We start from the raw sequence: 26,006 nt of genomic DNA, 5'->3' as shown, positions 1-26,006 counted from the left end.
CGCTTACTACAAAACATGCAATAAATATGCACATTTTATAAAAACGTTATAAATCAAATATTTATTAATATAGAGGTAGATATTTTTAAGTTTTAAGTATTGAAGTAAGTTTTTTTATTGTAAAAATAACTGACATTCAATAGCGGCAATATAAATTATTATTTATAAATCAATAGCTTATTTAATGTAAAATATTTTTACAATCAAATTTAAGATCACCTCTGACTGTCTCCTAGTAATACCTCCTTTCATCGGTCATCCAAGGAAAATCATGTATTTTTAATACATGTAAATAATACTGACATTTTAGATATCTATATTGCTACGCTTTTTAAACGCTACCTATCCCAAAGACACCGGTTTTATTAAAAAAATAGAGCAGAAATTCTGATAGCAGCTTATCTTACGTACTTGGGTGCACTGTCAATTTTGTAGAGCGATCTGATCTGCTTATCAATTACTGGGAGGTAAGTTAGCCTAGGGGGCGTTAAAACTAACTAATGTTGTATAGAGCTCAGAAATATATATTCAGCGCATATGAAGGTGACATGACGCTGTAGAGAGTGACAGCGTCATGTCTTTAAATAAAGTTAGGAAACGATCGGAGCCGTTTGACGGCGACGCATAACAACACTCATCAAAGCAAAACCAGTGAGCAACATTGTCCAAGTTGCCGGTTCAGGCACACTTGGTGTTGTCGGAGTCCCACCCGTCGAGTAGACCACAAGATTTGAAATACCCTTAATGTTATTAAAGGTAATAGTCGATGTCCCTACTGTTCCAGCGTCATATTTGTAGAATGCCGTCTCATTTCCAAGAGGACTCCCATTCCCAAAGTGGGCACCAAAAATAGTGATACCTGTCATCATCTGGCCTACCGATATACTGCTACCGGAAACGTTGCTACCATTAGCATTAATCACGGTGAAATTATTAAAATCGAAACTACTAGAACCACCAGTACCAAAATCAAAGCCGAGTGATGTAAGAGCGGCTACCTGAGTGCTTACACCGCTACTGCTGTTATTTATAGCATTTTTGCTATATCCACCAGCGCACTCTGATGCATCGTTAAAAATACCTGCCGAACTACACTTGCCATCCCCGCCAACTACTGTCGGTATTGCATACGCCCCTGCCGATAAAGCCATCACACTGCCTGTTAATGCAATCGAGACTATCTTCTTAAGTTTCATCTAACACTCCAGAAATAATAATTATAATTATACAATAAGTAATTTAGCAATAATCATGCCAAATATTAATTGACAATAACTAGAAGGGGTAATATTTGAACGGTTAGAAAAATCTCTGGGGTTAAAGAAGATATATAATTCCGGGCTTCTAGTGATTTAAACGAGAGAACGTGAAGGTGCCAACAGGATTTTTCAATGTTAGTGATTATTTTGCTCGCCTAAGGGATCTAGCTAAAAATAGAGCTTTTCAATCCATCATCGGCCTAGTAATGTAAATTATTTTGGCAATAGAAGGCCCTGCTAATATGTTGAATGCTAAATACATGATTTATAAAAAGCCTATAAATCAAATAGTTATATAATGAATGGATATTTTTTAAGATTATGCTTGCTACTGTAAAATAAATAACACTTAATCACAAATATAGAAATTATTTTATATAAATCAATATCTTATTAATGTAAGATATTTTGACGATTAAACTGAGAGTAATTGCTGACTATCTCTTAGCGGTGCTTCTTTCATAGCCAATCCATGACTTTAGTTATTTTTAAATACCTATTCCTGCACACTCATGTAAATCATCATCTCAATGTTATTTAACAGCTACCTATCTCAAAGGTAAAGCTATACACTTAAGCTATCAAAAGCCACCTAAGACACCGAATAACATGCAAACCGATTTAGCTAGCTTTATTAAAAAAACACCTGAAGGACAGGAAGCTGATAGTATCTTACGCGCTTGCGTACATTGCGGGTTTTGTACAGCGACCTGCCCCACTTATCAATTACTAGGAGATGAATTAGATGGACCCCGTGGCCGTATCTATTTAATCAAACAGGTACTTGAAGGAAAAACACCTAGTAGTAAAACACAGCAACATTTAGATCGGTGCCTTACCTGCCGCGCCTGCGAAACGACTTGCCCATCTGGAGTCCGTTATGCCCGCCTGCTGGATATTGGTCGTGAAGTCGTTGAAGCTCAAGTATCTAGGCCACTTTGGGAGCGTCTGATCCGAGCATCATTACGAGCCGTATTACCTTATCCACGACGCTTTACCCCATTATTACGATTAGGGCGAATGTTATCGCCTGTTTTACCCGCTGCCATGAAGCGACATCTCCCCTCTCTAGGGCAACCAACACCCTGGCCTACTACCCCCCATAGCCGTAAAATGTTAATTTTAGAAGGCTGCGTCCAACCCACCCTTGCTCCTGAAATTAATGCGAGTACCGCTTGGGTATTAGATCGACTCAATATCAGCTTATTAAAAGCCCCTAATAGCGGCTGCTGCGGGGCAATTAACCATCATCTCTCAGATCCTAAGCCAGCACTAGTCTTTATGCGCCGAAATATTGATGCTTGGTGGCCTTATATAGAAGCGGGGGCTGAAGCTATTGTAATTACTGCCAGCGGCTGTGGGGCTATGATTAAAGAGTACGGAATTTTACTTAAGGAAGATCCGCTTTATGCGACCAAAGCCGCCAAAGTTGCGGCAATCACAAAAGATATTAGTGAAATTCTGACTCAAGAGGATCGATCTGCCCTGATACCCTCTCCCCAAATCCCTCGCCGCATTACCTTCCAATCGCCTTGCACGCTTCAGCATGGCCAACAGCTCAATGGTGTCGTGGAGAAGCTACTTCAAGAGGCGGGGTTTGACCTAACTGAGGTGGAGAATGCTCATCTTTGCTGCGGCTCAGCGGGAACTTATTCTATTTTACAGCAAGATCTCTCCCAACGCTTGCTAGCCAACAAACTTGTAGCACTGGAAGCCGGATCTCCTCAAATCATTGCCACTGCTAATATTGGCTGCTTAACCCATCTTCAAAGCCAATCCTCATTGCCGGTCAAACACTGGATCACTCTATTTGATCCTAGGTTTTAATGAGTAAAATTAATAGCACGCTTGGGCTAGTTAGCTATTAAGCGCCTGCCAGCGTTGATAGACTCTCAGTGCTCTATCATCTTGCTGCTGAATTATGGGTAGCCGATGCTCACTCATTGGCTTGCTAAACTCAGTATAAAAAGTATTAAGCTCAAAATACTTGCGATCATCATGATAGAATTGAGCGTAATCCTCTCGCGTGACAATGTAGATCACTTGACGAGGACTACAGTAATACAAGGCACCAAGGCACATGGGGCAAGGGCTAGCTAAGATATAAATATCGCAGTCAGTTAGATGTTCGGTACCTAGTTTGGTGCAAGCGTCCCGGATAGCCAAAATCTCTGCATGGGCTGTTGGATCTTGGGTTTGAGCTACCCTATTGGGACTTTCAGCAATCACCTCCCCGTTACACACGATAACGGTAGCAAAAGGCCGCCCCCCTTCTTCTACATTCTTCATTGCAAGATCAATAGTACGCCTTAAAAAATTCATAGAAAACTCCCATAAAATAAGCTCAATAGCTACAGATAACTGCCCTACGCCCTAGTAGAAAAGAATAATAATAGGCATTTAAGGAGGCTATTCTCTCTTGTGAAATACTAAGTTTAAACTATTCATCCCAGAGATTTTCTAAAGTATAACCACTGCCAGGAATAGCCCATATATTCCCGTCTAGGTAGCGACGATGCAGATCCAAGCCAGTAATCTCCTCCATCTCCGATTCACTCAGTACCAGCTTTGAAGATTCAAAGTTTTGCCGAATACGCTGCGGGTTCACTGATTTTGGAACGACCGCTACACCGAGATGCAATGCCCAAGCAATTAAAATCTGTGCCGGACTAGCATGATGCTGCTTGGCAATTGTTTTAATGACTGGATCTTCTAGCAACAACGGCTCATTTTTTGCCTTCATAATTGCTGGCCGATCTACTGATCCCAGCGGAGAATAGGCAGTCACGTGAATATGATTCTCTTTACAAAAATTTAATAGAGCACTTTGCTGCAAATAAGGATGTAGCTCTATCTGATTCATAACGGGTTTCATTCGCCCTTCTTCTAAAATCAGTGATAATTTATGAGCACTGAAGTTAGAAACGCCTATATATCTTGTTAAGCCATTATCTACACACTCCTCCATAGCACTCCAAGTTTCGGTAAGGGGCAATTTTTCAAGAGAGATTAGATCCATAGCATTTTCTGGAAAAATTGAATCTTCTTGCTGGGCGACCGGCCAGTGCATGAGATACAAATCAAGATAATCTAAACGTAAATTCTCTAAAGTAACCCTTAATGCCGGTTTGACATTTTTAGGATGATGGGCATTATTCCAAAGCTTAGAGGTTATCCATAGCGCTTCGCGCTTTATACCTTCTTCATTCATAGCATCTTTCAGCGCTTGACCTATTTCTGCTTCGTTACCGTAAAGATGCGCACAATCAATATGACGATACCCTACACGAATCGCCTCACGCACTGCGTCATAGACTTCACCTGGTTTTGATTTCCAAGTACCTAGGCCAAGCTGAGGCATGGTTCCACCATCATCAAAATATAAAATATTATTCATAAGAACTTCTTCCTAATAGATTAGAATTTTAAGAATCTAAGTCGCTTGTATAAGCTCTTTATAGATAGAGATTAGGCCTAATACCCCTTCAGGTAAAATGTAGCTACTATGGCTACATTAGCAATAAAAATCCAAAAAATAGAATTATCTATGAAATACCAGTAAACAATAAATCATTGCTAATCGCTATTCGATTCAATAATTTTACCGGCTTTAAATAAAAATAAATTTCTGAAGCTACTCTTAAGTTTTCTGAGGAGTAAACGATATGGCTTTTTATAAATAATATAGCGTACTACTTACAGCGAATATGAATATAGAAAAATTCTGGCGGCAATTAAAAATACGGCGCCGACTCCCGCTAGGACCAATTTGTTTAGAATTTAGTTTTCTAAGGCGGACAAAGTTACGCAGTGGAAGCTATTACAAATCTGATACCGATCTTGAATTTATAAATCAGACTAATAATATAGCTCATTCAAAACTTGCCGTAATAGTGGGTGTTGGCCCAGGATTTGGCTATGCGCTTGCCTATCGTCTTGCGCAAGAATCATTCCAAATTATTCTCATTTCAAGGAATATCAGTAAGCTAGATTCTCTGATAGCAGATATTACGCAGCAAGGTAAATCAGCCTCTGCTTATGCATGTGATGTTACAATGGAAGTTTCTGTTAACGCACTTTTTAAGAAAATAGTTGAGCACCATGGAACCCCTGATCTCGTGGTTTACGGTCTTCAAAGCTTTGGCCCCGGCAACAGTATAAACGTAGAGGTTCCAGCATTTGAAAATAGCTGGAGACATAATTGTTTAGGCGCGTTCTTAGTTTCTCATGTGGCTGCTAAAGCCATGTTACTTCAAACAAGAGGAACAATCATTTTAGTTGGCTCAACATCATCAATGGTAGGGAGATCAACGCATCTCAATTTAGCCGTAGGTAAATTTGGGCAGCGAGCATTGGCACAAGTCTTATCCAGAGAACTACGGCCTAAGGGAATTCATGTGTGCCACGTTATGATTGATGCTGATATTAGAGAAGAGACTGATGAACATCGTGATTCCCCGTATGCTGACGCAAACGATATAGTAGAATCTATTGTATTTTTACATAAACAGCCTAAAACAGCGTGGACTAGTGAACTAGATCTTCGTCCATGGAATGAGGAGTTTTGGGAACACTGCTAGCAAAAAATAGCTATTTTGAATGATTGCGCTAGATAATACTTCAGGTAAAATAAATTTTATGGCGACTATATCAACACTAGAAATTGAAAACACCGAATCATTGGTGGATACCAGCAAGTGGGTAGAAGGGCAAGTCATTGCTAATCATCATTGGACTCGATGGCTTTACTCACTTCAGGTGGAAGCCACCGAGGTTACCTTTGAGGCCGGTCAATTTGGCCGCTTAGGTTTGATTATTAATGGTGAATTTGTCACCCGATCCTATTCTTTTGTTAATCCTCCTAATAAGCCTCATTTGGAATTTTATTCAATTATAGTCTCGGAAGGATCTCTATCACCTCGCCTTGCAGAATTAAAATCAGGAGATAAAGTTTGGCTTTTCCGAAAAGCTGCGGGGTTTCTTGTTCTTTCCCAGATTCAAACCACTGATACTCTTTGGATGTTATCTACAGGAACAGCAATCGGTCCCTTCCTCTCTATCCTTCAAACTCAGGAACCTTGGCAGCGATACTCTAAAATTGTTTTAGCCCACTCAGTGCGCACGAGTGAGGAGCTCGTTTACCAAGATCTCATTCAAATCCTCTACAAGCAGTACCCAGATCAGTTTATTATGGTTCCCTTAGTCAGCCGAGAAGAATGCGAAGGTGCCATTTATGGGCGAATTACTACGTCAATTACCGATGGCCGTATGGCTCAATACACTGGGCTTACCATTGACGAGAAATTATCTCAAGTTATGATCTGCGGAAATCCAGATATGGTCCGAGATACTACCGCCCTACTCAAGGAAAAAGGCCTTACTGAAAATCGCCGACGACATCCCGGGCAAATATCTGTAGAGAAATATTGGTAATGGTAATATTCCTTCTATAAAGACAGCCCTTGACTATAATCAGGGTTATTATTCAACGTCATTGAAATAACAACTAAAAATACTACAAATAAGATTACTAGTATGATTGGGAGTAAAAATCCCCTCCAGTCCTTTTGCTCTATTTTTTCTGCATGCTGAAATGCGGCTTTGATCCCTGGCCGAGACCATAAAATGACAAAAAGAACGAGAAGACCCAATAAGATTGCCTCCCAAGTATTTACCGCTTCCATCTAAACCTATTCTCCTCTACTATTTTGGCTAACTTTATAGCTAGTATAGAGTAGAATTTTTCCTAAAGATCTACCTCCGCTTACAAAATAACTACCTTATCCTTAATATGATAGTGAACAAGCCTAGTCCATTACTAGACGCTTTAGAGATTAAGCCTAGCATAGGTATTGTCTGTTTAGCAGGGGCAGGGGGGAAAAAAACTACACTATATCGTTTAGCTACACTCTATCCCGGTCGAGTAGGTATCACTTCAACTTCTGCGCATATTACTCCTTTTCCAGATCAAATCTCTGCTTATCAAGTGATTACCCATGAGAAGCAGCTACCTATGCTAATAAAAACCGCAGCCAACACCCGCCGTTTAATCGCTTACGCTCAACCTTCAGCAAGAAAAGGGTATCTTGCAGGAGTACCGCCTACTTTAGTAGCAAGAATCCATCAACAAGCTAAATTTGACATTAGTCTAGTTAAGGCCGATGAATCTTATAATCATTGGATTAAAGCACCCATAGTCGAAGAAACCATAATTCCAGAAGAAGCTACTATTATCATACCCATACTCTCCGTGTTGGCTATCGGGCAACCTCTCACAGAGAAAATTGCCTATCAAGTAAGGCAGATTGAATCTATTATTAAGATTAAAGAAGGTGAAACTCTAAGACCATTACACCTCGCAAGATTACTGGCTAGCGCCCAAAACAGTCTAAAAAAGAGTCATACCGCGAAAATAATCCCACTTATTAATATGATAGATAATCCAATATGGGAGAAACAAGGCATAATAACAGCTGAAATAGCATTATCCCTTACAGATTGCTTTGATCGCGTAGTATTAACCTGTATGAGCCAGATTAACCCTTCAGTAATAACTGTTCGCCGTAGCTAACTAAATTAACTCAATCAATATATAAACAATCCCTATTTCTCATTTACACTTCAATGGGAGTATCTGGATCATTTCCCCACTCTGACCACGCGCCTGGATAGCCTTTAATGTGAGGATAATCTAAATACTTTAATACCATAAAAGTATGGGCTGATCGCTGATGAGTCTGGCAGTAACAAATCACCTCTTTCTCTGGGGTTATTCCTAAAGATTCTAAGCTCAATCGTAATTCAGACTCAGGCTTAAAGCGAAAACCATGCTCCTGATCAATGGCTTGAATCCATTCAAAATTTACTGCTCCCAGAATATGGCCACCCCGTTTAGCACGAACATCCTTACCATGGTATTCTGCTGAAGAGCGAACGTCCAATATCACTACATTAGGATCAAATAAACGAGCTAAAATATATTCCCTATCTGCTGCTTTATTACCTTGATAATGACCATGAAAATCGCTAGGTACCTTAGTCTCTTCTGACCCTTGACTTACCAAATGTTCTTCCTCTAGCCAAGACTTTAAACCGCCATCCAGTAGAGATGACCGTTCATGCCCCAGTTCTTCTAAAGTCCAAAGAAAGCGAGAAGCCCGAGCATTACTCTCATTATCATAAGCAACCACATGACGCTCAGGGGTAAAACCTATATGAGAGAGGGTTAGGCTTAAATTATGCGCATCTGGCAAAAGCCCCATGACTGGAGGACGAGCAGCCACAATATCCATATAATCCAAGTGCACAGCCTTAGGTATGTGGCCGGAGAGATAGGATTCTTTATTGGAAAGATCAACAACCAGCAGATTAGGATCATCTAGTTGCTGTTTTAGTTCATTTGGCTGTAAAAGCATAAAAAACCCAGTACTCCTCCCTTATAAAAGTTAAGTTTCCCCAACCCTATTTTTACTGCTATGTTTATTAAGGAGGCAAATTAGGCCAAGTCTTAAGTACTGCCTGCACTAAAGTAGCCAAGGGAATAGCAAAGAAAATCCCCCAGAACCCCCAAAAACCACCAAAAACTAGGATAGCTATAATGATTGCCACTGGGTGCAAATCTACCACTTCTGAAAATAATAACGGTACCAAGACATTACCATCCAAGGCATGGATAATTCCGTAAACAGTTAATAAATAAGCAAAATCAGAAGTAAATCCCCATTGAGAATAAGCTACAAACGTTACAGGAAAAGTCACTACTAACGCGCCCACATAGGGAACAATAACCGATGCCCCCACTAATACACTCAGGAGCATAGAAAATTGTAGATTCATAAAATAAAAAGTAATAAAAGTCACCATCCACACAATCAGGAACTCAAGAAACTTACCTCGAACATAGTTGCTAATCTGAAAATCTACATCGTGCCAAACCTGAGTAGCTAATTTCCGTTCTTGAGGAAGATATTTCTTAAACCAATTAATAAGGCGATTCTTATCCTTAAGAAAGAAAAACACCAAAATAGGCATAATAATAAGATACATCGCAAGGGTAATAAGACTCACTACCGAGGCTAAAGAAAGAGATAAGGCCTTTTGTCCTAATTGAGCTAACTCTGAGCGCATTGCGCTTATTAACTCCTTAACTTGCGCCTCAGAAAATAGATAAGGGTAATGTTCATGCAAACCCAATAATAACTCCTGCCCTCGAATTATCATGGTAGGCAGCTGCTTAAAAAACTGGGTCAGTTGCTGCGAAAGCAAAGGCAGCAGCCCAAATATTACTGAAAATAGAACAGCCAAGAAGACAACAAATACTAAGGTTACCGCTAACCATCGAGGACAACGCCACCGCTCTATACAGCCTACACTCCCTTCTAACAGGTAAGCTATCACCAAGCTTGCAAGCGCAGGTGCTAACATATGCCCCATTAGGACAACGGTGATAAAGCCTGCAACAAGTAGGATCGCTAAGCCTACTACTTGGGGATCGGAAAAATATCGCTGTAACCAATCGCGAACAAGGTGCATAGTTATTATGGTTTAATGGTTAGGAGTAAATTACGATTGGTGCCGAGTGAGGGATTTGAACCCCCGACCTTCGGTTTACAAAACCGCTGCACTACCACTGTGCTAACCCGGCTATACTTAATTATTAAAATTAACCTAGCAGTTTACACTATTTGCTGTCTATGGGGTGGCATAATCTACACTTGTTGTTTGCTTAGCTTTAGATACAGTGTTTCTAGCCACTTGGGCTAAGCCCCATAAAACTAAATCGGGAAGATGTTCATATTTATCCCGTAGTAAAGGTAATATTCTAAGAGCATCACCACCAGTGATAATACGCTTAAACTCTCCTTTAACTTCAGCGGCTACATCACTATTTATTCGATCGATAAAAGAAATAGTCGCATATAATGCACCAGCATTTACCGCTGCGCTGGTGGTGCTAGCAAGGAGAGAGTGCTCCATTTTTCCATTAATTTCATTAACACCTGCAGTATTATCTACTAATAATTTAGACATGCTAACCAAACCAGGAACAATCAATCCTCCTAGATGCTTACCACCAGCTGCAAGTACATCAACGGTAATAGCCGTACCACAATCGATAATACATATAGCGCTATTATGATCAACATTTCGATAGCGCTGGCGCACTGCAATCAAACCTAGCCATCGATCTATCCCTAAATCCTCAGGTATAGAGTAAGCATTTCGTACTCCATAGCCATTGCTACGGGCAATCAAAAACTCAGGGGTTATCTGCCAATTACTTTGTGACCATTCTCTCAATTGCTCTGCAACCTTGGATCCTCCCACATTGGCAACAATAACTTGGCTTATACTCTCAAGTCCCTTCCAAGCTTTAGATAGATCTCGCTTGATACCCGTCTTACCTCGTATCATAGCCTTGATCTCTACGGGCTTACCACCATGTAATTGAGCCCATTTAATCCGGCTATTACCAATATCTACTAATAGAATCACTTAACTGGCCTCAAACTGACCTCACCATAGGAATAACAAGATATTCCATCATTTCTCCATAATAATAAACGGCCATTATTATCGATACCATAGGCAGTACCGCTAATTATTTGATCATCTGAATGTAAATAGACTTCCCGTTGATAACAGATATCCCATTTACGCCAATCATTAAGAATATCGTCTTTTAATCCTTGTTTTTCAAATCTACGCATAATTAATAAAAGATGATGGATTAAACGTCCAGCTAACTGGCTACGGGAGATCCACCGATTATTCATTACTTCTGATAGATCAGCGCAAGGCTGATTTAGCTGCTGTCTATAGGAGATCGGCATATTAACATTAAGCCCTATTCCTATTATGGCTCCTATAATATCCCCTCTGGATACTAATTCCACCAGAATACCACCTAATTTACGATAATCCCAGAGCACAATATCATTAGGCCATTTAAGACCGGCGCTAGTTACTCCTTGCTCTTGTAAGGTGCGTAATACAGCCACCCCAGCAGCTAAGCTTAAGCTAGATAAAAGCTGCGAACCCGTAGAGAAATACCATAATAGCGAAAGGTAAAGATTACCCGTTGGGGGTGATAGCCAAAGCCGCTCACACCGTCCTCTACCTGATAGCTGAGTTTCAGCTAAACAAACTTCCCCTTTGCTTGCGCTACCTGCTTTTACTCGATCCAAGAGATAACGATTAGTAGAATCCAGTTCTGTATAAATCTCTAATCGTGATAGCCATTTTAAGCTATCTTCTTCCATTGCAGCTCTTATGAGCCGAGATTTAAGAAGCGTAATACCTGCTTGCAAAAGAACTACTCCTTAGGCAACAACTATTTACTGATAACTTAAACGTATTTCATCAATCCAATGTTTTTGTTGCCATTAGTAATCCTGCCATCTCTGCCAACCGCCGTCCTAATGCTCTACACAAGATAGCCTCTGTTTCACTTAAAGGTAGCTTGTTATCTATACCAGCAATATGGCTAGCACCGTAAGGAGTTCCACCATCAGTCGTATTCATGAGTGCTGGTTCAGTATAAGGCAAGCCTACTAAAACCATACCATGGTGAAACAAAGGAATCATCATAGATAATAAAGTAGCCTCTTGCCCGCCATGAAAACTAGAGGTTGAGGTAAATACAGCAGCCGGCTTACCTACCAAAGCGCCTGAAAGCCATAGCGAGCTAGTACCGTCAATAAAATACTTCAAAGGAGATGCCATATTTCCAAACCGAGTTGGGCTTCCTAAAGCCAACCCTGCACATTCACGTAAATCGTCTAAGGATACATAAGGATGGCCGCTGATAGGTATCGTATCCTCTACTGCCTCACAGACTGTAGATACTGTGGGTACAGTTCGTAGTCGCGCCTCCATACCCCCCTCTTCTACTCCCCTCGCTATTCGCTCAGCCATCGCCGCTACACTACCGTAACGACTATAATAAAGGATAAGAATTTCTGCCATTTACTACCTCATTTTAAAGAATTTCAAGCACTTTCTCTGGAGGTCTCCCAATTATTGCTTTACCCTTAGCTAGTACGATGGGTCTCTCAATAAGTATTGGGTGAGCGTGCATCCCAGCAATCAGCTGCCCCTGAGAAAGCTCCGGATTATCAAGCTTATTATGCTGGTACTCAGGCTCTTGCTGACGCATTAAGTCTCTGGGTTCCTTATTTAATAACTGAAGAATTTCTAGCAACTGCTCTGCTGTTGGAGGAGTTTTAAGATATTCAATAACCTTAGGGGTAATACCTTGATCAAAAAGTAATTGTAATGCTTGACGAGACTTACTGCATTTAGGATTATGATAAATCATCACCTCAGACACTATATCCTCCTATCATTGAAGAAGTGCAGGATGCACGACAACCCCAGCGTTATTACATAGCATAGCGAACATAGAGCGCAAGGGTAAATAACATGGATTAATTGTAGTGCTTTTCTGCCTAATCTTCATTAGGCTAGGGTGGGGTCGCAATAAGGTGGCCTTGAGGGTGTGATCAGAAGGGGTATGCGCTTCCATTTTGGTTACGCGGAAAATGAAGCGTGTAGAGGCGCACAGCCATTTAACGATAACTTAGCAAGTCCAAGCAACCATAGAGGTTCCGATGAAACAGGAAAAACACAGTGAGCAGCTTGCCAGAAACCAAGTCGGTGAATGCACGTAAGACAATAATTCCAACACGTAAGTAGTTAACTCTGAATTTTATTGATAAATCATAGCTAAAATCGAATACTCATAGTAAAGGGTTTAATAACTCCCCACCGTTTACAACTGGGACACTGCCAATGACAATATTTGCCACTGAACCCACAAAAACCACATATATATTTTGATTTAGCTTTTAGTAAATCATTAACTATCTCCTCCATTAATTTCCATAGCTCTGAAATAGAATCAATACTCTTTGGCATACCTAAGTTTAACAAATACTGAAGCCCTTCAATAGAATACTGCTTTCTAAGCTGATCAGCCAAGAATTGTCGCGCCTCTCTCAGCTCTCCCTGTTGTTGTAAATATTTTACCCTAGCTAAAACTAGGGGGGTATATCCTGGATAGCGGCCTAATACCTCAGCCAACCAATAAGAAAATCTATCCGCATCACCAAGGTGTTGGTAACACTCCAAGAGAGGCTTTAATATCTCTGATAGATAATTTGGATCCTGCTGCTCAACTTGATGCAGTAGATGAACAGCTGCCCTATAATTACTATCATCTATTGCTAAACGCGCTTGCATCAAGGTAGCACGAACACAACGCCAATCAGAGATCAAGGCTTGCTTAATAAGTTTTTCCGCTTCAGTTTTTCGCTTCTGAGTATACTGTTGCTCAGCAAGTTCGCAGTAAAAATGAGCGAGGATAGTCCCTATAATCTCGCTGCTTCCCTCGCCCAATTTTTGAGCGATAGTAATTGCCTGATACCAATCTTTTTTCTGTTGATATATATCAAGTAGCTGATATATGGCAATATCTGTATGACTCTCTTGCTTAATGATATCAAGAAACAAGCTTTCAGCCCGATCTAACATTCCAGCCTGCATATAATCTAGACCTAGCTCTAAAGAAACTCGCCTCTTCTGCGATTGGCTTAAATACGATTTATCGATAAGATCTTGATGAATCCGAATTGCCCGATCTATCTCTCCTCGATGACGAAACAAATTCCCTAGACTTAAGTAAGGCTCTATCGCTTCGTTGTCTACTTCTAAGGTATTCAACAAGGAGTCAATAGCTTTCTCAGGCTGCTCATTCAGTAGATAACGTAAATTAGAAAAATAAGCAGCGTTTAACCGAGATCTATTTTCTATTTTTATTGATTCAGTGCTACGTTTACCCGCCATCCACCCTGAAGCTGCTGCTATAGGTAATAATAGCAACAACCACTCAATCATATTTTCTATTCATGTTTAGCAGGCAGTGCCCGTAAATCGGTATTTTCTCTCTCAATCCATTTAACTGACTTACGTAGCCTCCTATTCTCGCGCTTAAGCTTCATAATTGTACTAAGACTTGCGAGTATCCCTAATATTGTCCCCATCAATAGGATTAAAGCTAAGAGTAACGATAATGGAATAGGTAGCTTCCCAAAATGATAATCAATTACAACTGACTCAGCGTGACGCCCAGCAAAAGTAACTCCTAATATAAAAACAACTATAAAAATTAAAAAATTAAAAAAATTTCGCATACGATACCTACCTAAACTGCTTAGTCTAATAGTTACATCATACCTGAATACGCTAATAAATTATGTAGTCTTTCAATCCTCGTCAGAATCAGGAATTAAAGTTAAAATAGAAAATATAATTAAATTTAGCTATCGCCAGATTATCTTTAAAATCAATCAACACCTATAAACACCTAATTCTAATTAAAGAGAGAATCCCTATGACATTTGTAGTCACTGAAAACTGTATCAAATGTAAATATACTGATTGTGTTGAAGTATGCCCAGTCGACTGCTTTCATGAGGGCCCTAATTTTCTAGTAATCGATCCTGATGAATGTATTGATTGCACTTTATGCGAATCAGAGTGCCCAGCTGAGGCTATTTTTTCTGAAGATGACTTGCCTAAAGAACACAGAAAATATCTAGAATTAAATGCTAGCTTAACAAAGATCTGGCCAGTTATTACCGAATGTAAAACGCCACCGGAGGACGCAGAACAATGGGATCGAGTCAAAAATAAAGATGTTGAAGATAAACTTCAATATCTAAAGAAATAAAATAGATACCAGTTAAATGCTTTTCTCTATAGTAATATAGTAAATGCCACTGCTACTATGGCTAAAGAAAAAGACATGAATTAAATTATCTCACTGCAATCATGGTAAGAATGCAATTGAATTCCTTATTTACAATAAATCTAGTAGTACAAGGAGTATCAAATACATTCATACAGCATTTATTAAGGAGGAAGTCTCTTGTTGATAACAAAATCTGAGACAGAGCTATCAGAGACGGAGGTAGTACCTGAGCAATTAGCTGTCAATGCTGAAGAAATGCAGAAAAACCAAGCTGCAGACGATCACAAACTTGATGCTACCTATCTTTATTTAAGCGAAATTGGTACCGCACCTTTACTAACGGCAGAAGAAGAAATCTATTATGCACGCCTTGCTCAAGAAGGGAACCCCATTGGGCGTAGGAAAATGATTGAAAGTAATCTTAGGCTTGTTGTTAAAATTGCAAAACGTTATATCAATCAGGGGCTGGCACTACTTGATTTAATCGAAGAAGGAAATTTAGGCTTAATTCATGCTGTGGAAAAATTTGACCCAGAGCTAGGATTTCGGTTTTCTACTTATTCCACTTGGTGGATTCGACAAACTATTGAGCGAGCACTTATTAATCAGGCGCGTACTGTACGGCTACCTGTTCATATAGTTAAGGAGCTTAAAAATTACCAACGAACAGCAAATAAGCTAGCACAGGAACTAGAACATGATCCAAGCTTTGAGGAGCTCGCTCAGCAAGTCGATAAACCCATTAGGAAAATCAGGCGTATATGGAGCCTTAAAGATAATATTGCTTCCATGGATACCGGCCATCGAAATGATCAAGAAAAAGCACTACTAGATACCTTTCCTGACGAGGATGCTCTGGATCCTACTGTTTTTCTGCAAAATCAGGACGTACAATCTCGACTTGATCTGTGGTTGAGCCAACTTAACAACAAACAAAGAGAAGTCATTGTTCGCCGCTTTGGTCTCCAAGGGTATGAATCTCAAACTTTAGAGCAGATTGGCCACGCTATTGGCGTAACTAGAGAGCGAGTTCGCCAAATTCAACTTGAGTCTTTAAAACGACTGCGTCAAATCCTAGCAAAAGAAGGAATTTCAGTAGAGATCTTATTCAAATAGATAGGTTAGATAATTTTAGGAATCAGACGGCGTGGTTACAATCAAGGCCGCGGCTATCCTGCGCCCTTCACCAACAAGGATATTATAAGTCCGGCATGCGGCAGCAGTATCCATAAATTCTACTCCTATCTGGTTTCTCCATAAAGACTCTATCAAGTAAGAGGCTGGAAATTGCAGATAATTTCCAGTGCCTATAAGCACTACTTCTGGCGCTAGTTTTAGAAGGAATTTGATGTGGATCTCTTTTAATTCTAGCAAGGAATTAGGAGGCCATTTATGCAGCCGGCTTGGTGTAACTATCACACTCTGATATATCTTTTTCTGATTAAATTCCTGTTTTATCCTTGCTCCTGCTGGCTCAATGACCTCCTCAGAATAAATAGGAATATTAAATTCTATATACCCAGAACCATAGGATTTTACCGTATAAACATCTGCTCTTTCATCTAAGCTGAATTTCATAGCCTATTACAGTAATTTTTTAGCGGGGAACTACTCCCATTAAGCTAAATGGAATCATTGTAACTATCCTTATCCCAATCAACTCGCTCTCGTAGATTCTTTCCTGGCTTAAAATGTGGAACATATTTAGAAGATAAGCCTACTGTCTCACCAGTTTTAGGATTGCGCCCAGTCCGCGATGGCCGATAGTGTAATGAAAAACTTCCAAACCCACGTATCTCGATACGTTCGCCTCGCGCTAAAGACTGACCCATCAAATCTAGCATCATCTTAACTGCTAGCTCTATATCTCGATAGGTTAATAATGTTTGGTGCTGAGCAAGTCTTTCAATCAGATCCGACTTGATCATAGATACATATCTCCTATAAAACCATACTAGAACTAGGCGCCCATATAACATAGCAGAAGAAAATTATGCCTTAGTTTTATTCTTCTTGTTTTCCCATCTGCTCTTTAAGAATATCCCCTAATGTAGTTGAAGCTGCAGCTCCCATACCTGAGTATTCTTTAATAACTTCTGCCTCTTCTTCTTCATCCTTAGCTCGGATAGAAACAGTAATAATCCGATTTTTACGATCAATACCTGTAAATTTTGCCTCTATTTGATCCCCAATACTTAGGAAATTGCGAGCATCGTCAACTCGCTCACGAGAAATATCAGCAGCTCGTAGGTGTCCTTCTACCCCTTTAGCTAATTCAACAATCGCACCTTTAGCATCAACTGATTTAATAACTCCCTTGACTACAGCGCCTTTAGAATAGGTAACAATATAACTAGAGAAAGGATCTTCTTCGAGCTGTTTTATTCCTAAAGAAATACGCTCTCTCTCAGGATCAATTGCAAGAACAACAGCTTCAACTTGGTCACCTTTTTTATAATTACGTATTTCCTCTTCATTTGTAGCCGACCACGAAATATCTGATAAATGAACTAAACCGTCAATACTGCCTTCTAAACCAACAAAAATACCAAAGTCAGTAATAGATTTAATCTCACCTGTTACATGATCGCCTTTATTATATTTACGGGAAAATTCTTCCCATGGATTAGGACGGCATTGCTTCATCCCCAAAGAAATGCGGCGACGCTCCTCATCAATATCAAGTATCATTACCTCAACTTCATCGCCTACCTGCACTATTTTCGAAGGATGAATATTTTTATTAGTCCAATCCATTTCTGACATATGAACTAAACCTTCTACACCTTCCTCTATCTCTACAAAACAACCATAGTCGGTGACATTGGTTACCTTACCTGGAAGACAAGCATCACTAGCATAACGCTGCGTTAGATCCTTCCAAGGATCTGCTCCTATCTGCTTAAGTCCAAGAGATACGCGTTGGCGCTCTTTATCAAATTTAAGCACTTGAACAATAACCTCATCACCAATATTAACTACCTCGGAGGGGTGCTTGATGCGTTTCCATGACATATCGGTAATATGAAGTAGCCCATCCAAGCCTCCTAGATCCACAAAAGCACCGTAGTCAGTTAAGTTCTTGATGACTCCTTTAGCCGTCTTACCCTCCTCCAAGCTAGCAAGAAGCTCTTCTCTTTCTACGTTGTGCTCAGTCTCCATAACCGCCCGGCGTGAAACCACAATATTGCTTCGTTTCCGATCTAGTTTAATCAGTTTAAATTCAAGTTCTTTACTCTCAAAATATACGGAATCCCGCACTGGCCGTACATCAACCAATGATCCTGGTAAAAATGCGCGAACACTGTTTAAATCTACCGTAAACCCCCCCTTAACTTTACCTGTTAATACGCCAGTAACAGTTTTTCCTGATTCAAAAGCAGATTCAAGCTCGCTCCAGACCCGAGCTACCTTAGCCTTTTCATGTGAGAGTCGCGTTTCACCAAAACCATCTTCAATCGATTCTAAGGCAACTTCTATCAAATCGCCTTTAGAAATACTTAAATTCCCCTTATCGTCTCGAAATTGCTCGATAGGGATAATTCCCTCAGATTTAAATCCTGCATTAACAACTACAACATCAGCATTAATTTCTATAACAGTCCCTGTAACAATAGAACCTGGAGCCATCGGTGCACCCACCTGGCTTTTCTCAAATAACTCTGCAAAGCTTTCGCCCATTGCTTCACCAAAATCCTCAGTTAACAGGATATATACGTTAACCGGTTAATATCCTACAACTTGCAATATAGTTTTCATCTTAGCCCTCAGTATTAAATGCCTTGGGCTGCCCTTTATATACCTGCAATTTATCAGGTAACCACAACAATACCTGCTGGAATATATCTTCAATAGCAAGCTTTGTTGAGTCTAATATTATAGCATCATTAGCTTGCTTAAGGGGGGCATTATCGCGCTTATAGTCGCGCTCATCTCGCTCAGCAATTTCTCTCTCAAGTAAACATAAATTAGCTTCTATACCTTTTTCTTTTAATTGCTTATAGCGCCTTTTTGCTCGCTCTTGGGAATTGGCTGTAAGAAAAATTTTCAAAACTGCTTCAGGAAAAACAACTGTTCCCATATCCCGACCATCTGTAACTAATCCTGGAGCTTTATGAAAGTCTCGCTGCCATACCAGCAAAATCTCTCGAATCTTAGGTAAAACAGCAATTTTTGAGGCTATATTGCCACAGTCTTCGCTACGAATAATATCACTTACATCTACCCCATCTAAAAATACTCTTATTAATGCCCTTGCCGAATCAGAAGCAAACTGAACATCCAAATTTTGAACCAAAGATCCTAAATCTTCCTGATTACTAAGTGTAATACCCTGATGATTAGCAGCTAAAGCTAAGACTCGATACAAGGCACCACTATCTAGATAGTGCCATCCAAGGTGCTGAGCGAGCAGCTGTGCTAAAGTTCCTTTGCCTGATCCGCTAGGCCCATCTACTGTAATGACAGGGGCTTTATCACTTTCTTGCATATATTTCCTTAGACTAGATTAATTGATTACTGCTTGCCTACTCACATTTATTCCCAATAACCAATCTTGCAATGCTGCAATTGAATCAACGCAGCCCACTGGGCTATAGCATTGTAGGCGTGCTTTCTCATGAACCCCATAACTTACAGCTAAAGCATCAGTTCCAGCATATTTAGCCATTAACATATCATACTCAGTATCGCCAACCATGAGTGTATCTTCAGCAGCTATCTGAGTTTTTTCCATAATCTCCAGTAACATTCTGGGGCTAGGTTTTGATGTTGATTCATCCGCACAACGGCTAACACAAAAATAATGAGCGATATTAATTTCTAGTAGCGCTTGATCTAAACCAGCACGTCCTTTGCCTGTGGCAATAGCCATTAAATAACCATACTCATATAATTTGGCTAATAAAACCTTCACCCCAGCAAAAAGCTGACTAGGGATAGAATTAGCATTTAAATAATAGTGCCGATAGCGTTCAGCTAAGGCAGCTTGTGTTGAAATATCACCATCAGGATAAAGCGTATGTAATGCTTCTTTTAAACCTAAACCAATTACATTACGTAACTCTTTATCTTGGCGATACGGAAGATTAAGATCATCAATTGCAGCGCTCATGCTAGTCACGATACGAGCTTCAGAATCCATTAAAGTCCCATCCCAATCAAAAACTATTAACTTATAACGTGACATAAAAATTATTTATTAAATACCTAATAGTATTATATTTTATATAGTAGATAGAGATGATATATTCAAGCATGGTTAATTGCTAAACCAGCAGCTGAAGCCAGCCCGATAAACCCGGGGAAAGAAGTCGCAACGTTAGCACAATCATGAACAATAATAGTATTTTTAGCCGCCAATCCTGCTATAGCAAAAGCCATAGCGCATCGGTGATCACCGTGGCTATTTACTTCCCCTCCCTGTAGCTGGCCTCCTTGAATTATAATTCCATCCGGAGTAGGTTTTACTGAAATACCCAAAGCTTGTAAACCATCAGCCATTACTTGGATACGATCACTTTCCTTGATTCGTAGCTCCTCAGCTCCAGTTAGCGTAGTCTGACCTTCAGCGCAAGCTGCAGCAATAAAAATAGCTGGAAATTCATCAATTGCAAGTGAAACCAGCTCCTTAGGAATTTCAATCCCATATAGCTTGCTGGCCTTAACCCGTATTGCCGCCACTGGCTCACCACCAACAATTCCCGATTCTTCTACCTCAATTTCTGCTCCCATACGCCGAAGAATATCAATCACTCCAGTACGAGTTGGGTTTATACCCACATGCTCCAACAAAATATCTGAACCTGTGCTAATGAGGGCACCTACTATAAAAAAGGCTGCTGAAGAAATATCCGCGGGCACCTCGATCGCAGTACCATATAATTTACCCCCTCCCTGTACACTAATGCTAGCTCCGCTCTGTTCTATTGGATAACCAAAGCCAATTAACATCCGCTCAGTATGATCTCGAGTCGGTGTAGATTCTATTATTCGAGTCTCTCCAGTAGCATAAAGACCTGCCAGCAGTAAGCTAGACTTAACTTGGGCGCTGGCTATCGGCATAATATATTCCATACCATGGAGGAACCGGCCACCATGAATAAATAAAGGAGGTGTACCCTGATACGTGGTTTCAATAAAAGCACCCATCTGAGTCAACGGATCACAAACTCGCCTCATAGGACGACGAGAAAGAGACGTATCCCCTACAAGTTCAACATTAAAGGCTTGACCTGCAAAAAGACCCGCGAGCAACCTCATGGAGGTTCCAGAATTTCCTAGGTAAATAGGTACCCTTGGTGCCTGTAAGCCTTGCAAACCTACTCCATGTATCCTGATATCGCCCCCTTTTTCGGGGCCTTGGATCGTTACTCCCAGCATTCGAAATGCCTCTAAGGTTGCTAGGGTATCTTCTCCCTCTAAAAAACCTTTAATGTAAGTAATTCCTTCTGCTAAAGCCCCGAGCATAATTGCTCGATGAGAAATGGATTTATCTCCAGGAACTCGTAATTGACCGGTAAGAAAGCCCCTTGGCTCAATTACAAAAGTAGCGGGGCTGCTTAATATCTCAGTATACACGTAGACACCATATATTATCTTTATACCTTATAATGCGCATCTCGCGCAGCTTTAGCTCGAGTGAATATCTCCACAAGCTTTGCTTCATCGCTATATAAAATGGCCTCGCTTATTCTATGAAGCTCAGCTCTAAATTGTTCAAGTAAATCTAGTAAAGGTTCTCGATTAGCCAAACAAATATCCCTCCACACAATAGGATCGCTAGAAGCAGTACGAGAGAAATCCCGAAATCCTCCTGCAGCAAATTGAAAAATCTCCTGTGTTTCTCCAAGATTAGTTAATAAATCTACTAATGCATATGCAAGCACATGGGGAAGATGGCTAGTACCTGCCAGCATTTTATCGTGGTAGGAAGCACTGGTTTCTATTACTTCGGCACCCACCTGGCGCCACATAGCCCTTACTACTTTTACTGCGCTGGCACAATTTTCTGATAAGGGGGTAAGAATAACTTTATGGAGAAAAAACAAATCGGCAGTTGCTGCCTCAGGGCCGTTTTTTTCTGCACCTGCAATGGGATGCCCAGGTACAAAATAGGTAATATTATCCCCTAGCCTAGCACGAGCAGCAGTAACAACACTATCTTTGACACTGCCCACATCGGTGACTACCGTCCCTAACTTCAAGCTAGAGGCCATTTCCTGAAACAATACCTCCATTGCACTTAAGGGGACAGCTAGTACGACTACATCTGCATCTTTTAATGCTTCTTCAAGGCTAGACTCAATACGATCAACAATACCTAAAGCAAGCGCTTTACTCCTACGAACTGAATCTTGCTCATAGCCTACAATCTCACCTACCCCTCCTGATTGTTTAAGCGCCAGTGCCAAAGAGCCTCCAATCAACCCTATACCAAGAATACAAAGGCGGCGAATCACCTTAACTCCTCAAGCACTGCTGCTAAGGCCTGAATAAACCGGGTATTTTCATCTTTTTGCCCCACAGTTACCCGTAAATGCCTTGGTAAATCATAACTCACCATAGGTCTAACGATAATGCCGTGCCGCAGTAAGGCTTCATATACTTTTCCACCTTCTCCCACATCAACGGCTACGAAATTACCCGCTGAAGGAATATAGTCTAAGTTCATGGTAGTAAAGGCTAACGCTAACTGAGCCATTCCGTCACGGTTTATTATCTGGCTACGTTGAATATGATCCTGATCCTGTAGTGCTACAGTGGCTGCTACCAAAGCCAAACTATTCACATTGAACGGTGGACGAACCCTATTCATCAAGTCCGCTAAATCCCGATGAGATAATCCATAGCCAACGCGTAAACTTGCTAAACCATAAGCCTTAGAGAAAGTGCGTGTAATGATTAGATTAGGATAAATTTTTAGCCAAGCCAATGAGTTAGGGTAATTAATATGATTACCTACATACTCATAATAAGCTTCATCCAACACAACTAAAACATGGGTTGGAATATGGCTTAAGAAAGCTTCTAATTCATCAGCAGATAACCAAGTTCCGGTTGGATTATTAGGATTAGCGATATATACCAATCGCGTCTGCTTATTAATTGCCCTAGCCATAGCTTCTAAATCATGACCAAAGTTTTTTGCAGGCACAACCTGACCCTGGGCTCCTAAAATTTTGGTAAATAAAGGATACATGGCAAAGCAGTACTGGGAATAAACAACTTCGTGCTCATGGGAAACGAAAACTCGGGCAACAAATTCTAAGAGATCGCTAGATCCATTACCCAGGGTAATCTGATCTGCTGATATACCAAGATAGGAAGAAAGGGCAGCTTTCAGTGCATACCCGCTCCCATCAGGATAACGGGAAATATCCTTAAGTGCTCTATACGCCGCCTCCGTTACCAGAGGGCTTGCCCCCAAAGGATTTTCGTTAGAAGCAAGTTTAATCGCATTTTCTACTCCATACTCCCGCTCTAATTCTTCAATAGGCTTACCCGGCTGATAAGGCGCTAACTCGCGTACCCCCGCCAACGCAAGCGGATAAAATAAATTTTTAGCCACTAACTTTATACCTTTAAAGTTTATATGACAGCTCGCGGATAGGAGCCTAATAGCTTGAGAAAGGAAGCTTGTTCTTTAAGGGCAGCAAGGGCAATAGCTACTTTAGAATCATTCTGATGCCCTTCGATATCAATAAAAAACACATACTCCCAGAGTCCACGCCGTGAGGGACGGGACTCTAATCGAGTCATACTAATACCGTTATCTACTAAAGGACGTAATAGATTGTATAGCAAACCCGGGCGGTTAGGCCCTGAGATCAGCAATGAAGTTTTATCGTTTCCGCTTGAAACAACAGATTGAGAACCAATAACTAAAAACCGAGTAGTATTTCTAGGTTCATCTTCAATATTAGCAGCTAAAAGCTGAAGCCCATAAATCTCCTGAGCGCGGCTACTGGCGATTGCCGCACAACCATCAAGTTCATTTCTGACTCGACGTGCCGCTTCTGCGTTGCTACTCACCGCAATATGCTCACATCCTAACATGTGAGTATTTAACCACCCTTGGCACTGAGCTAAGGTTTGCTGATGCGCATATAAGCGCTTTATCTCAGAAATCATCTCATTTTTACTTAAAAGATGATGATGAATACGCAGCTCAACCTCGCCACAAATTTGCAATGGAGAAATTAAAAATTGATCTAACGTAGAGGTAACTGCACCCTCTGTAGAATTTTCCACCGGAACTACCCCATAATCAGCAATATCCGCTTCCACCTCACGAAAAATCTCACTAATTGTAATCACTGACCGCGTTTTAACCGAACGACCAAAGTGCTTAAGCGTAGCATCCTCAGTAAATGTTCCTTCCGGCCCCAAATAGGCCACGGTCAAAGGTGCCTCTAATGCTAGACAAGCTGACATAATTTCCCGAAACAAGCGTGCCATTTCTTGCCCGCTAATCGGTCCATGATTACGGGCAAGAACACGCCGCAAAACCTCAGCTTCGCGCTCTGGACGAAAGTAACTCTCTCCTAAACCAAGTGCCTGCTTTATCTGCGCTATTTCACAAGCAAGCCCAGCACGTTCATTAATCAATTGCTGAATCTGTTCATCTAAAATATCTATACGCGCACGAACATGTTGTAGTTGCTGGTTACTGTCAATTATCGGCATATAAAACTGATAACAGATTCCTTAGAAATAGATCCTACTTATATACCACGCCTACCGGTCATAGCATCCGTACAGAGAGGACTCCATGGATATTTTTAATCTCAGTAATTAAACGCTCCGAAGCAGTACCATCCACATCTACTAGGGTATAGGCTAGATCACCTCGAGATCTATTAAGCATATCAATAATATTTAACCCCTCTTCAGCTAGATGGGTAGAAATTTTAGCAACCATAGTAGGAACATTGGCATTAACAATGGCGATCCGCCAACCTTCTGTGCGAGGCAGCATTACATCTGGGAAATTTACCGAATTTCTAATATTCCCGTCTTGTAGGAACTCCCGAATCTGATCGGCCACCATCACAGCGCAATTTTCCTCAGCCTCATTGGTAGAAGCCCCAATGTGAGGTAGCGCAATTACTTGCGGATGCCCTTTCAATCGGTTACTAGGAAAATCACAAATATAGGCGGCAATTTTACCTTCTTTTATTGCATTAATAACTGCATCTTCATCGACAATTTCAGCCCGGGAAAAATTAAGAAGCCTCATCCCTAGCTTCATAATCTTTATTTTTTCCTGATTAATTAACTTTCGAGTGGCATCCACCAGAGGGACATGTAAAGATAAAAAATCAACCTGAGATAGCAAGTGATCTAGACTACTAGCCTGCTCAACCTCCGCAGATAAGGCCCAAGCTCGTTTTACAGTAATTTGTGGATCATATCCAATGACTCGCATACCCAATGCTAGTGCGGCATTAGCTACCTGCACTCCAATAGCGCCCAAACCAACAACCCCTAGCACTTTTCCCGGAAGCTCAATGCCAACAAAGTGTTTTTTCTTTGCCTCAACTTCTCGATGAATCTCATCATCAGTTCCTATTAAATTAGAGGCAGCACTCCAAGCCTGGCAGATGTTACGAGCCGCCAGAAATAAGCTAACCAATACGAGCTCTTTGACCGCATTAGCGTTTGCACCTGGGGTATTAAACACTACTACACCCCGCTCACTCAAACTTGTTACAGGGATATTATTAACTCCAGCTCCCGCCCGACCTACCGCCTTTAATGTAGCTGGAAGAGCCATCTCATGCATATTCTGAGATCGTACCAAAATGGCATCTGGATTTTGAGTTTCAGAAGCCACTTCGTATTTATCTCGTGGTAAACGATCCAGCCCCTTCACAGAAATATTATTTAACGTCAATATCTTATACATATGGTTACCCACCACCCATTTAATGATATAGACCCGATTAAGATTAACTCAGCAAACAGCTAGTACCTACCTCAATATCAGCTTT

29 protein-coding genes and 1 tRNA gene are annotated in these 26,006 nt (G+C 40.7%); 6 read left to right on the top strand and 24 right to left on the bottom strand.

From position 1 onward, the window contains the following. Positions 1-590: 590 nt before the first annotated feature. The gene (locus tag TAO_RS04600) at positions 591-1,196 is read right to left on the bottom strand and encodes a PEPxxWA-CTERM sorting domain-containing protein (protein ID WP_096526825.1); all 606 of its coding nucleotides are present in this window, start codon (positions 1,194-1,196) and stop codon (positions 591-593) included. 672 nt (positions 1,197-1,868) lie between these two features. On the opposite strand from TAO_RS04600, the gene glcF reads away from it, so the two are divergent. Then, positions 1,869-3,086, top strand: a complete 1,218-nt coding sequence (glcF, locus tag TAO_RS04595; RefSeq protein ID WP_096526824.1) for a glycolate oxidase subunit GlcF — start codon at positions 1,869-1,871, stop codon at positions 3,084-3,086. A gap of 30 nt (positions 3,087-3,116) precedes the next feature. On the opposite strand, the gene TAO_RS04590 is transcribed toward glcF, so the two are convergent. Both TAO_RS04590 and TAO_RS04585 read right to left on the bottom strand, forming a co-directional pair. Continuing rightward, entirely contained in the window at positions 3,117-3,581 is a 465-nt protein-coding gene (locus TAO_RS04590) for a nucleoside deaminase (protein WP_096526823.1), read from the bottom strand. Between the two features lie 118 nt (positions 3,582-3,699). Beyond that, a complete protein-coding gene (locus TAO_RS04585; protein ID WP_197702518.1) occupies positions 3,700-4,656 on the bottom strand; it encodes an aldo/keto reductase in 957 nt (318 codons plus the stop codon). A gap of 310 nt (positions 4,657-4,966) precedes the next feature. Here TAO_RS04585 and TAO_RS04580 point away from each other — a divergent pair, with 310 nt between their 5' ends. Together TAO_RS04580 and TAO_RS04575 are read left to right on the top strand one after the other, a co-directional pair. Beyond that, on the top strand, positions 4,967-5,839 hold the full coding sequence (locus TAO_RS04580; protein ID WP_096526822.1) for an SDR family NAD(P)-dependent oxidoreductase: 873 nt from the start codon (positions 4,967-4,969) through the stop codon (positions 5,837-5,839). A 58-nt stretch (positions 5,840-5,897) separates the two neighbouring features. Then, positions 5,898-6,692 (top strand): ferredoxin--NADP reductase, encoded by a 795-nt coding sequence (locus TAO_RS04575; protein ID WP_096527760.1) that lies wholly within the window; start codon positions 5,898-5,900, stop codon positions 6,690-6,692. Positions 6,693-6,706: 14 nt separating this feature from the next. Here the strand turns inward: TAO_RS04575 and TAO_RS04570 are convergent, their stop codons facing one another. Beyond that, on the bottom strand, positions 6,707-6,943 hold the full coding sequence (locus TAO_RS04570) for a hypothetical protein (protein ID WP_096526821.1): 237 nt from the start codon (positions 6,941-6,943) through the stop codon (positions 6,707-6,709). Between the two features lie 107 nt (positions 6,944-7,050). Between TAO_RS04570 and yqeC the strand changes: the two genes are divergently transcribed. Further along, positions 7,051-7,830: a selenium cofactor biosynthesis protein YqeC gene (gene yqeC / locus TAO_RS04565; RefSeq protein WP_096526820.1), complete on the top strand. Its 780-nt coding sequence runs from the start codon at positions 7,051-7,053 to the stop codon at positions 7,828-7,830. 43 nt (positions 7,831-7,873) lie between these two features. Here the strand turns inward: yqeC and TAO_RS04560 are convergent, their stop codons facing one another. The 10 genes from TAO_RS04560 to TAO_RS04520 all read right to left on the bottom strand — a co-directional run bounded on the left by TAO_RS04560 (position 7,874) and on the right by TAO_RS04520 (position 14,452). Beyond that, positions 7,874-8,674 (bottom strand): sulfurtransferase, encoded by an 801-nt coding sequence (locus TAO_RS04560; protein WP_096526819.1) that lies wholly within the window; start codon positions 8,672-8,674, stop codon positions 7,874-7,876. A 67-nt stretch (positions 8,675-8,741) separates the two neighbouring features. Next, entirely contained in the window at positions 8,742-9,791 is a 1,050-nt protein-coding gene (locus tag TAO_RS04555; RefSeq protein WP_096526818.1) for an AI-2E family transporter, read from the bottom strand. A 37-nt stretch (positions 9,792-9,828) separates the two neighbouring features. Next, positions 9,829-9,903: transfer RNA gene (locus TAO_RS04550), tRNA-Thr, on the bottom strand. Between the two features lie 47 nt (positions 9,904-9,950). Then, on the bottom strand, positions 9,951-10,754 hold the full coding sequence (locus TAO_RS04545; protein WP_096526817.1) for a type III pantothenate kinase: 804 nt from the start codon (positions 10,752-10,754) through the stop codon (positions 9,951-9,953). After that, a complete protein-coding gene (locus tag TAO_RS04540; protein WP_231910581.1) occupies positions 10,751-11,569 on the bottom strand; it encodes a biotin--[acetyl-CoA-carboxylase] ligase in 819 nt (272 codons plus the stop codon). The genes TAO_RS04545 and TAO_RS04540 overlap by 4 nt, the downstream gene beginning before the upstream one ends. A 52-nt stretch (positions 11,570-11,621) precedes the next feature. Next, positions 11,622-12,227 carry an NAD(P)H:quinone oxidoreductase gene (gene wrbA, locus TAO_RS04535; protein WP_096526816.1) on the bottom strand — a complete coding sequence of 202 codons (606 nt, stop codon included), beginning with the start codon at positions 12,225-12,227 and terminating at the stop codon, positions 11,622-11,624. Between the two features lie 13 nt (positions 12,228-12,240). Next, entirely contained in the window at positions 12,241-12,579 is a 339-nt protein-coding gene (gene arsC / locus TAO_RS04530) for an arsenate reductase (glutaredoxin) (RefSeq protein ID WP_172419105.1), read from the bottom strand. A gap of 24 nt (positions 12,580-12,603) precedes the next feature. Continuing rightward, positions 12,604-12,786: a hypothetical protein gene (locus TAO_RS09640; RefSeq protein WP_172419059.1), complete on the bottom strand. Its 183-nt coding sequence runs from the start codon at positions 12,784-12,786 to the stop codon at positions 12,604-12,606. Positions 12,787-12,986: 200 nt separating this feature from the next. Further along, positions 12,987-14,156 (bottom strand): lipopolysaccharide assembly protein LapB, encoded by a 1,170-nt coding sequence (lapB, locus tag TAO_RS04525; protein ID WP_096526814.1) that lies wholly within the window; start codon positions 14,154-14,156, stop codon positions 12,987-12,989. 5 nt (positions 14,157-14,161) lie between these two features. Then, positions 14,162-14,452: a LapA family protein gene (locus TAO_RS04520; RefSeq protein ID WP_096526813.1), complete on the bottom strand. Its 291-nt coding sequence runs from the start codon at positions 14,450-14,452 to the stop codon at positions 14,162-14,164. Positions 14,453-14,652: 200 nt separating this feature from the next. Between TAO_RS04520 and fdxA the strand changes: the two genes are divergently transcribed. Together fdxA and rpoS are read left to right on the top strand one after the other, a co-directional pair. Further along, positions 14,653-14,991 carry a ferredoxin FdxA gene (fdxA, locus tag TAO_RS04515; RefSeq protein WP_096526812.1) on the top strand — a complete coding sequence of 113 codons (339 nt, stop codon included), beginning with the start codon at positions 14,653-14,655 and terminating at the stop codon, positions 14,989-14,991. 198 nt (positions 14,992-15,189) lie between these two features. Beyond that, a complete protein-coding gene (gene rpoS, locus TAO_RS04510; RefSeq protein ID WP_231910580.1) occupies positions 15,190-16,128 on the top strand; it encodes an RNA polymerase sigma factor RpoS in 939 nt (312 codons plus the stop codon). Between the two features lie 15 nt (positions 16,129-16,143). On the opposite strand, the gene TAO_RS04505 is transcribed toward rpoS, so the two are convergent. From TAO_RS04505 to TAO_RS04460, 10 genes are all read right to left on the bottom strand, one after another. Beyond that, positions 16,144-16,590 (bottom strand): Mth938-like domain-containing protein, encoded by a 447-nt coding sequence (locus TAO_RS04505; protein ID WP_096526811.1) that lies wholly within the window; start codon positions 16,588-16,590, stop codon positions 16,144-16,146. 44 nt (positions 16,591-16,634) lie between these two features. Beyond that, positions 16,635-16,940, bottom strand: coding sequence for an integration host factor subunit beta (locus TAO_RS04500; RefSeq protein WP_096526810.1), 306 nt, complete (start codon positions 16,938-16,940; stop codon positions 16,635-16,637). A gap of 76 nt (positions 16,941-17,016) precedes the next feature. Then, complete coding sequence (gene rpsA, locus TAO_RS04495) at positions 17,017-18,693, bottom strand: 30S ribosomal protein S1 (protein ID WP_096526809.1); 1,677 nt, start codon at positions 18,691-18,693, stop codon at positions 17,017-17,019. A gap of 79 nt (positions 18,694-18,772) precedes the next feature. Beyond that, positions 18,773-19,501: a (d)CMP kinase gene (cmk, locus tag TAO_RS04490; protein WP_096526808.1), complete on the bottom strand. Its 729-nt coding sequence runs from the start codon at positions 19,499-19,501 to the stop codon at positions 18,773-18,775. A gap of 18 nt (positions 19,502-19,519) precedes the next feature. Continuing rightward, positions 19,520-20,200 carry an HAD family hydrolase gene (locus tag TAO_RS04485; protein WP_096526807.1) on the bottom strand — a complete coding sequence of 227 codons (681 nt, stop codon included), beginning with the start codon at positions 20,198-20,200 and terminating at the stop codon, positions 19,520-19,522. A 62-nt stretch (positions 20,201-20,262) separates the two neighbouring features. After that, positions 20,263-21,591 carry a 3-phosphoshikimate 1-carboxyvinyltransferase gene (aroA, locus tag TAO_RS04480; RefSeq protein ID WP_096526806.1) on the bottom strand — a complete coding sequence of 443 codons (1,329 nt, stop codon included), beginning with the start codon at positions 21,589-21,591 and terminating at the stop codon, positions 20,263-20,265. A 20-nt stretch (positions 21,592-21,611) separates the two neighbouring features. Then, positions 21,612-22,472, bottom strand: coding sequence for a prephenate dehydrogenase (locus TAO_RS04475; RefSeq protein WP_096526805.1), 861 nt, complete (start codon positions 22,470-22,472; stop codon positions 21,612-21,614). Further along, the gene (gene hisC / locus TAO_RS04470) at positions 22,469-23,581 is read right to left on the bottom strand and encodes a histidinol-phosphate transaminase (RefSeq protein ID WP_096526804.1); all 1,113 of its coding nucleotides are present in this window, start codon (positions 23,579-23,581) and stop codon (positions 22,469-22,471) included. Before hisC ends, TAO_RS04475 begins: the two co-directional genes overlap by 4 nt. A gap of 20 nt (positions 23,582-23,601) precedes the next feature. Next, the gene (gene pheA / locus TAO_RS04465; RefSeq protein WP_096527757.1) at positions 23,602-24,690 is read right to left on the bottom strand and encodes a prephenate dehydratase; all 1,089 of its coding nucleotides are present in this window, start codon (positions 24,688-24,690) and stop codon (positions 23,602-23,604) included. Between the two features lie 67 nt (positions 24,691-24,757). Then, positions 24,758-25,921 carry a phosphoglycerate dehydrogenase gene (locus TAO_RS04460; protein ID WP_096526803.1) on the bottom strand — a complete coding sequence of 388 codons (1,164 nt, stop codon included), beginning with the start codon at positions 25,919-25,921 and terminating at the stop codon, positions 24,758-24,760. Between the last annotated feature and the right edge of the window lie 85 nt (positions 25,922-26,006).

It is taken from the genome of Candidatus Nitrosoglobus terrae (assembly GCF_002356115.1).
In the GTDB taxonomy this organism is placed as follows: Bacteria; Pseudomonadota; Gammaproteobacteria; order Nitrosococcales; family Nitrosococcaceae; genus Nitrosoglobus; species Nitrosoglobus terrae.
Note: the sequence above shows the minus strand (reverse complement) of the source record. Positions and strands in the feature narration are given on the sequence as shown.

Excerpts from the sequence above, each read along its gene's own strand:
- TAO_RS04600 (WP_096526825.1), bottom strand. The coding sequence starts at position 1,196 with ATGAAACTTAAGAAGATAGTCTCGATTGCATTAACAGGCAGTGTGATG.
- glcF (WP_096526824.1), top strand. The coding sequence starts at position 1,869 with ATGCAAACCGATTTAGCTAGCTTTATTAAAAAAACACCTGAAGGACAG.
- TAO_RS04590 (WP_096526823.1), bottom strand. The coding sequence starts at position 3,581 with ATGAATTTTTTAAGGCGTACTATTGATCTTGCAATGAAGAATGTAGAA.
- TAO_RS04585 (WP_197702518.1), bottom strand. The coding sequence starts at position 4,656 with ATGAATAATATTTTATATTTTGATGATGGTGGAACCATGCCTCAGCTT.
- TAO_RS04580 (WP_096526822.1), top strand. The coding sequence starts at position 4,967 with ATGAATATAGAAAAATTCTGGCGGCAATTAAAAATACGGCGCCGACTC.
- TAO_RS04575 (WP_096527760.1), top strand. The coding sequence starts at position 5,898 with ATGGCGACTATATCAACACTAGAAATTGAAAACACCGAATCATTGGTG.
- TAO_RS04570 (WP_096526821.1), bottom strand. The coding sequence starts at position 6,943 with ATGGAAGCGGTAAATACTTGGGAGGCAATCTTATTGGGTCTTCTCGTT.
- yqeC (WP_096526820.1), top strand. The coding sequence starts at position 7,051 with ATGATAGTGAACAAGCCTAGTCCATTACTAGACGCTTTAGAGATTAAG.
- TAO_RS04560 (WP_096526819.1), bottom strand. The coding sequence starts at position 8,674 with ATGCTTTTACAGCCAAATGAACTAAAACAGCAACTAGATGATCCTAAT.
- TAO_RS04555 (WP_096526818.1), bottom strand. The coding sequence starts at position 9,791 with ATGCACCTTGTTCGCGATTGGTTACAGCGATATTTTTCCGATCCCCAA.
- wrbA (WP_096526816.1), bottom strand. The coding sequence starts at position 12,227 with ATGGCAGAAATTCTTATCCTTTATTATAGTCGTTACGGTAGTGTAGCG.
- arsC (WP_172419105.1), bottom strand. The coding sequence starts at position 12,579 with ATGATTTATCATAATCCTAAATGCAGTAAGTCTCGTCAAGCATTACAA.
- TAO_RS09640 (WP_172419059.1), bottom strand. The coding sequence starts at position 12,786 with ATGGAAGCGCATACCCCTTCTGATCACACCCTCAAGGCCACCTTATTG.
- lapB (WP_096526814.1), bottom strand. The coding sequence starts at position 14,156 with ATGATTGAGTGGTTGTTGCTATTATTACCTATAGCAGCAGCTTCAGGG.
- TAO_RS04520 (WP_096526813.1), bottom strand. The coding sequence starts at position 14,452 with ATGCGAAATTTTTTTAATTTTTTAATTTTTATAGTTGTTTTTATATTA.
- fdxA (WP_096526812.1), top strand. The coding sequence starts at position 14,653 with ATGACATTTGTAGTCACTGAAAACTGTATCAAATGTAAATATACTGAT.
- TAO_RS04505 (WP_096526811.1), bottom strand. The coding sequence starts at position 16,590 with ATGAAATTCAGCTTAGATGAAAGAGCAGATGTTTATACGGTAAAATCC.
- TAO_RS04500 (WP_096526810.1), bottom strand. The coding sequence starts at position 16,940 with ATGATCAAGTCGGATCTGATTGAAAGACTTGCTCAGCACCAAACATTA.
- rpsA (WP_096526809.1), bottom strand. The coding sequence starts at position 18,693 with ATGGGCGAAAGCTTTGCAGAGTTATTTGAGAAAAGCCAGGTGGGTGCA.
- cmk (WP_096526808.1), bottom strand. The coding sequence starts at position 19,501 with ATGCAAGAAAGTGATAAAGCCCCTGTCATTACAGTAGATGGGCCTAGC.
- TAO_RS04485 (WP_096526807.1), bottom strand. The coding sequence starts at position 20,200 with ATGTCACGTTATAAGTTAATAGTTTTTGATTGGGATGGGACTTTAATG.
- TAO_RS04460 (WP_096526803.1), bottom strand. The coding sequence starts at position 25,921 with ATGTATAAGATATTGACGTTAAATAATATTTCTGTGAAGGGGCTGGAT.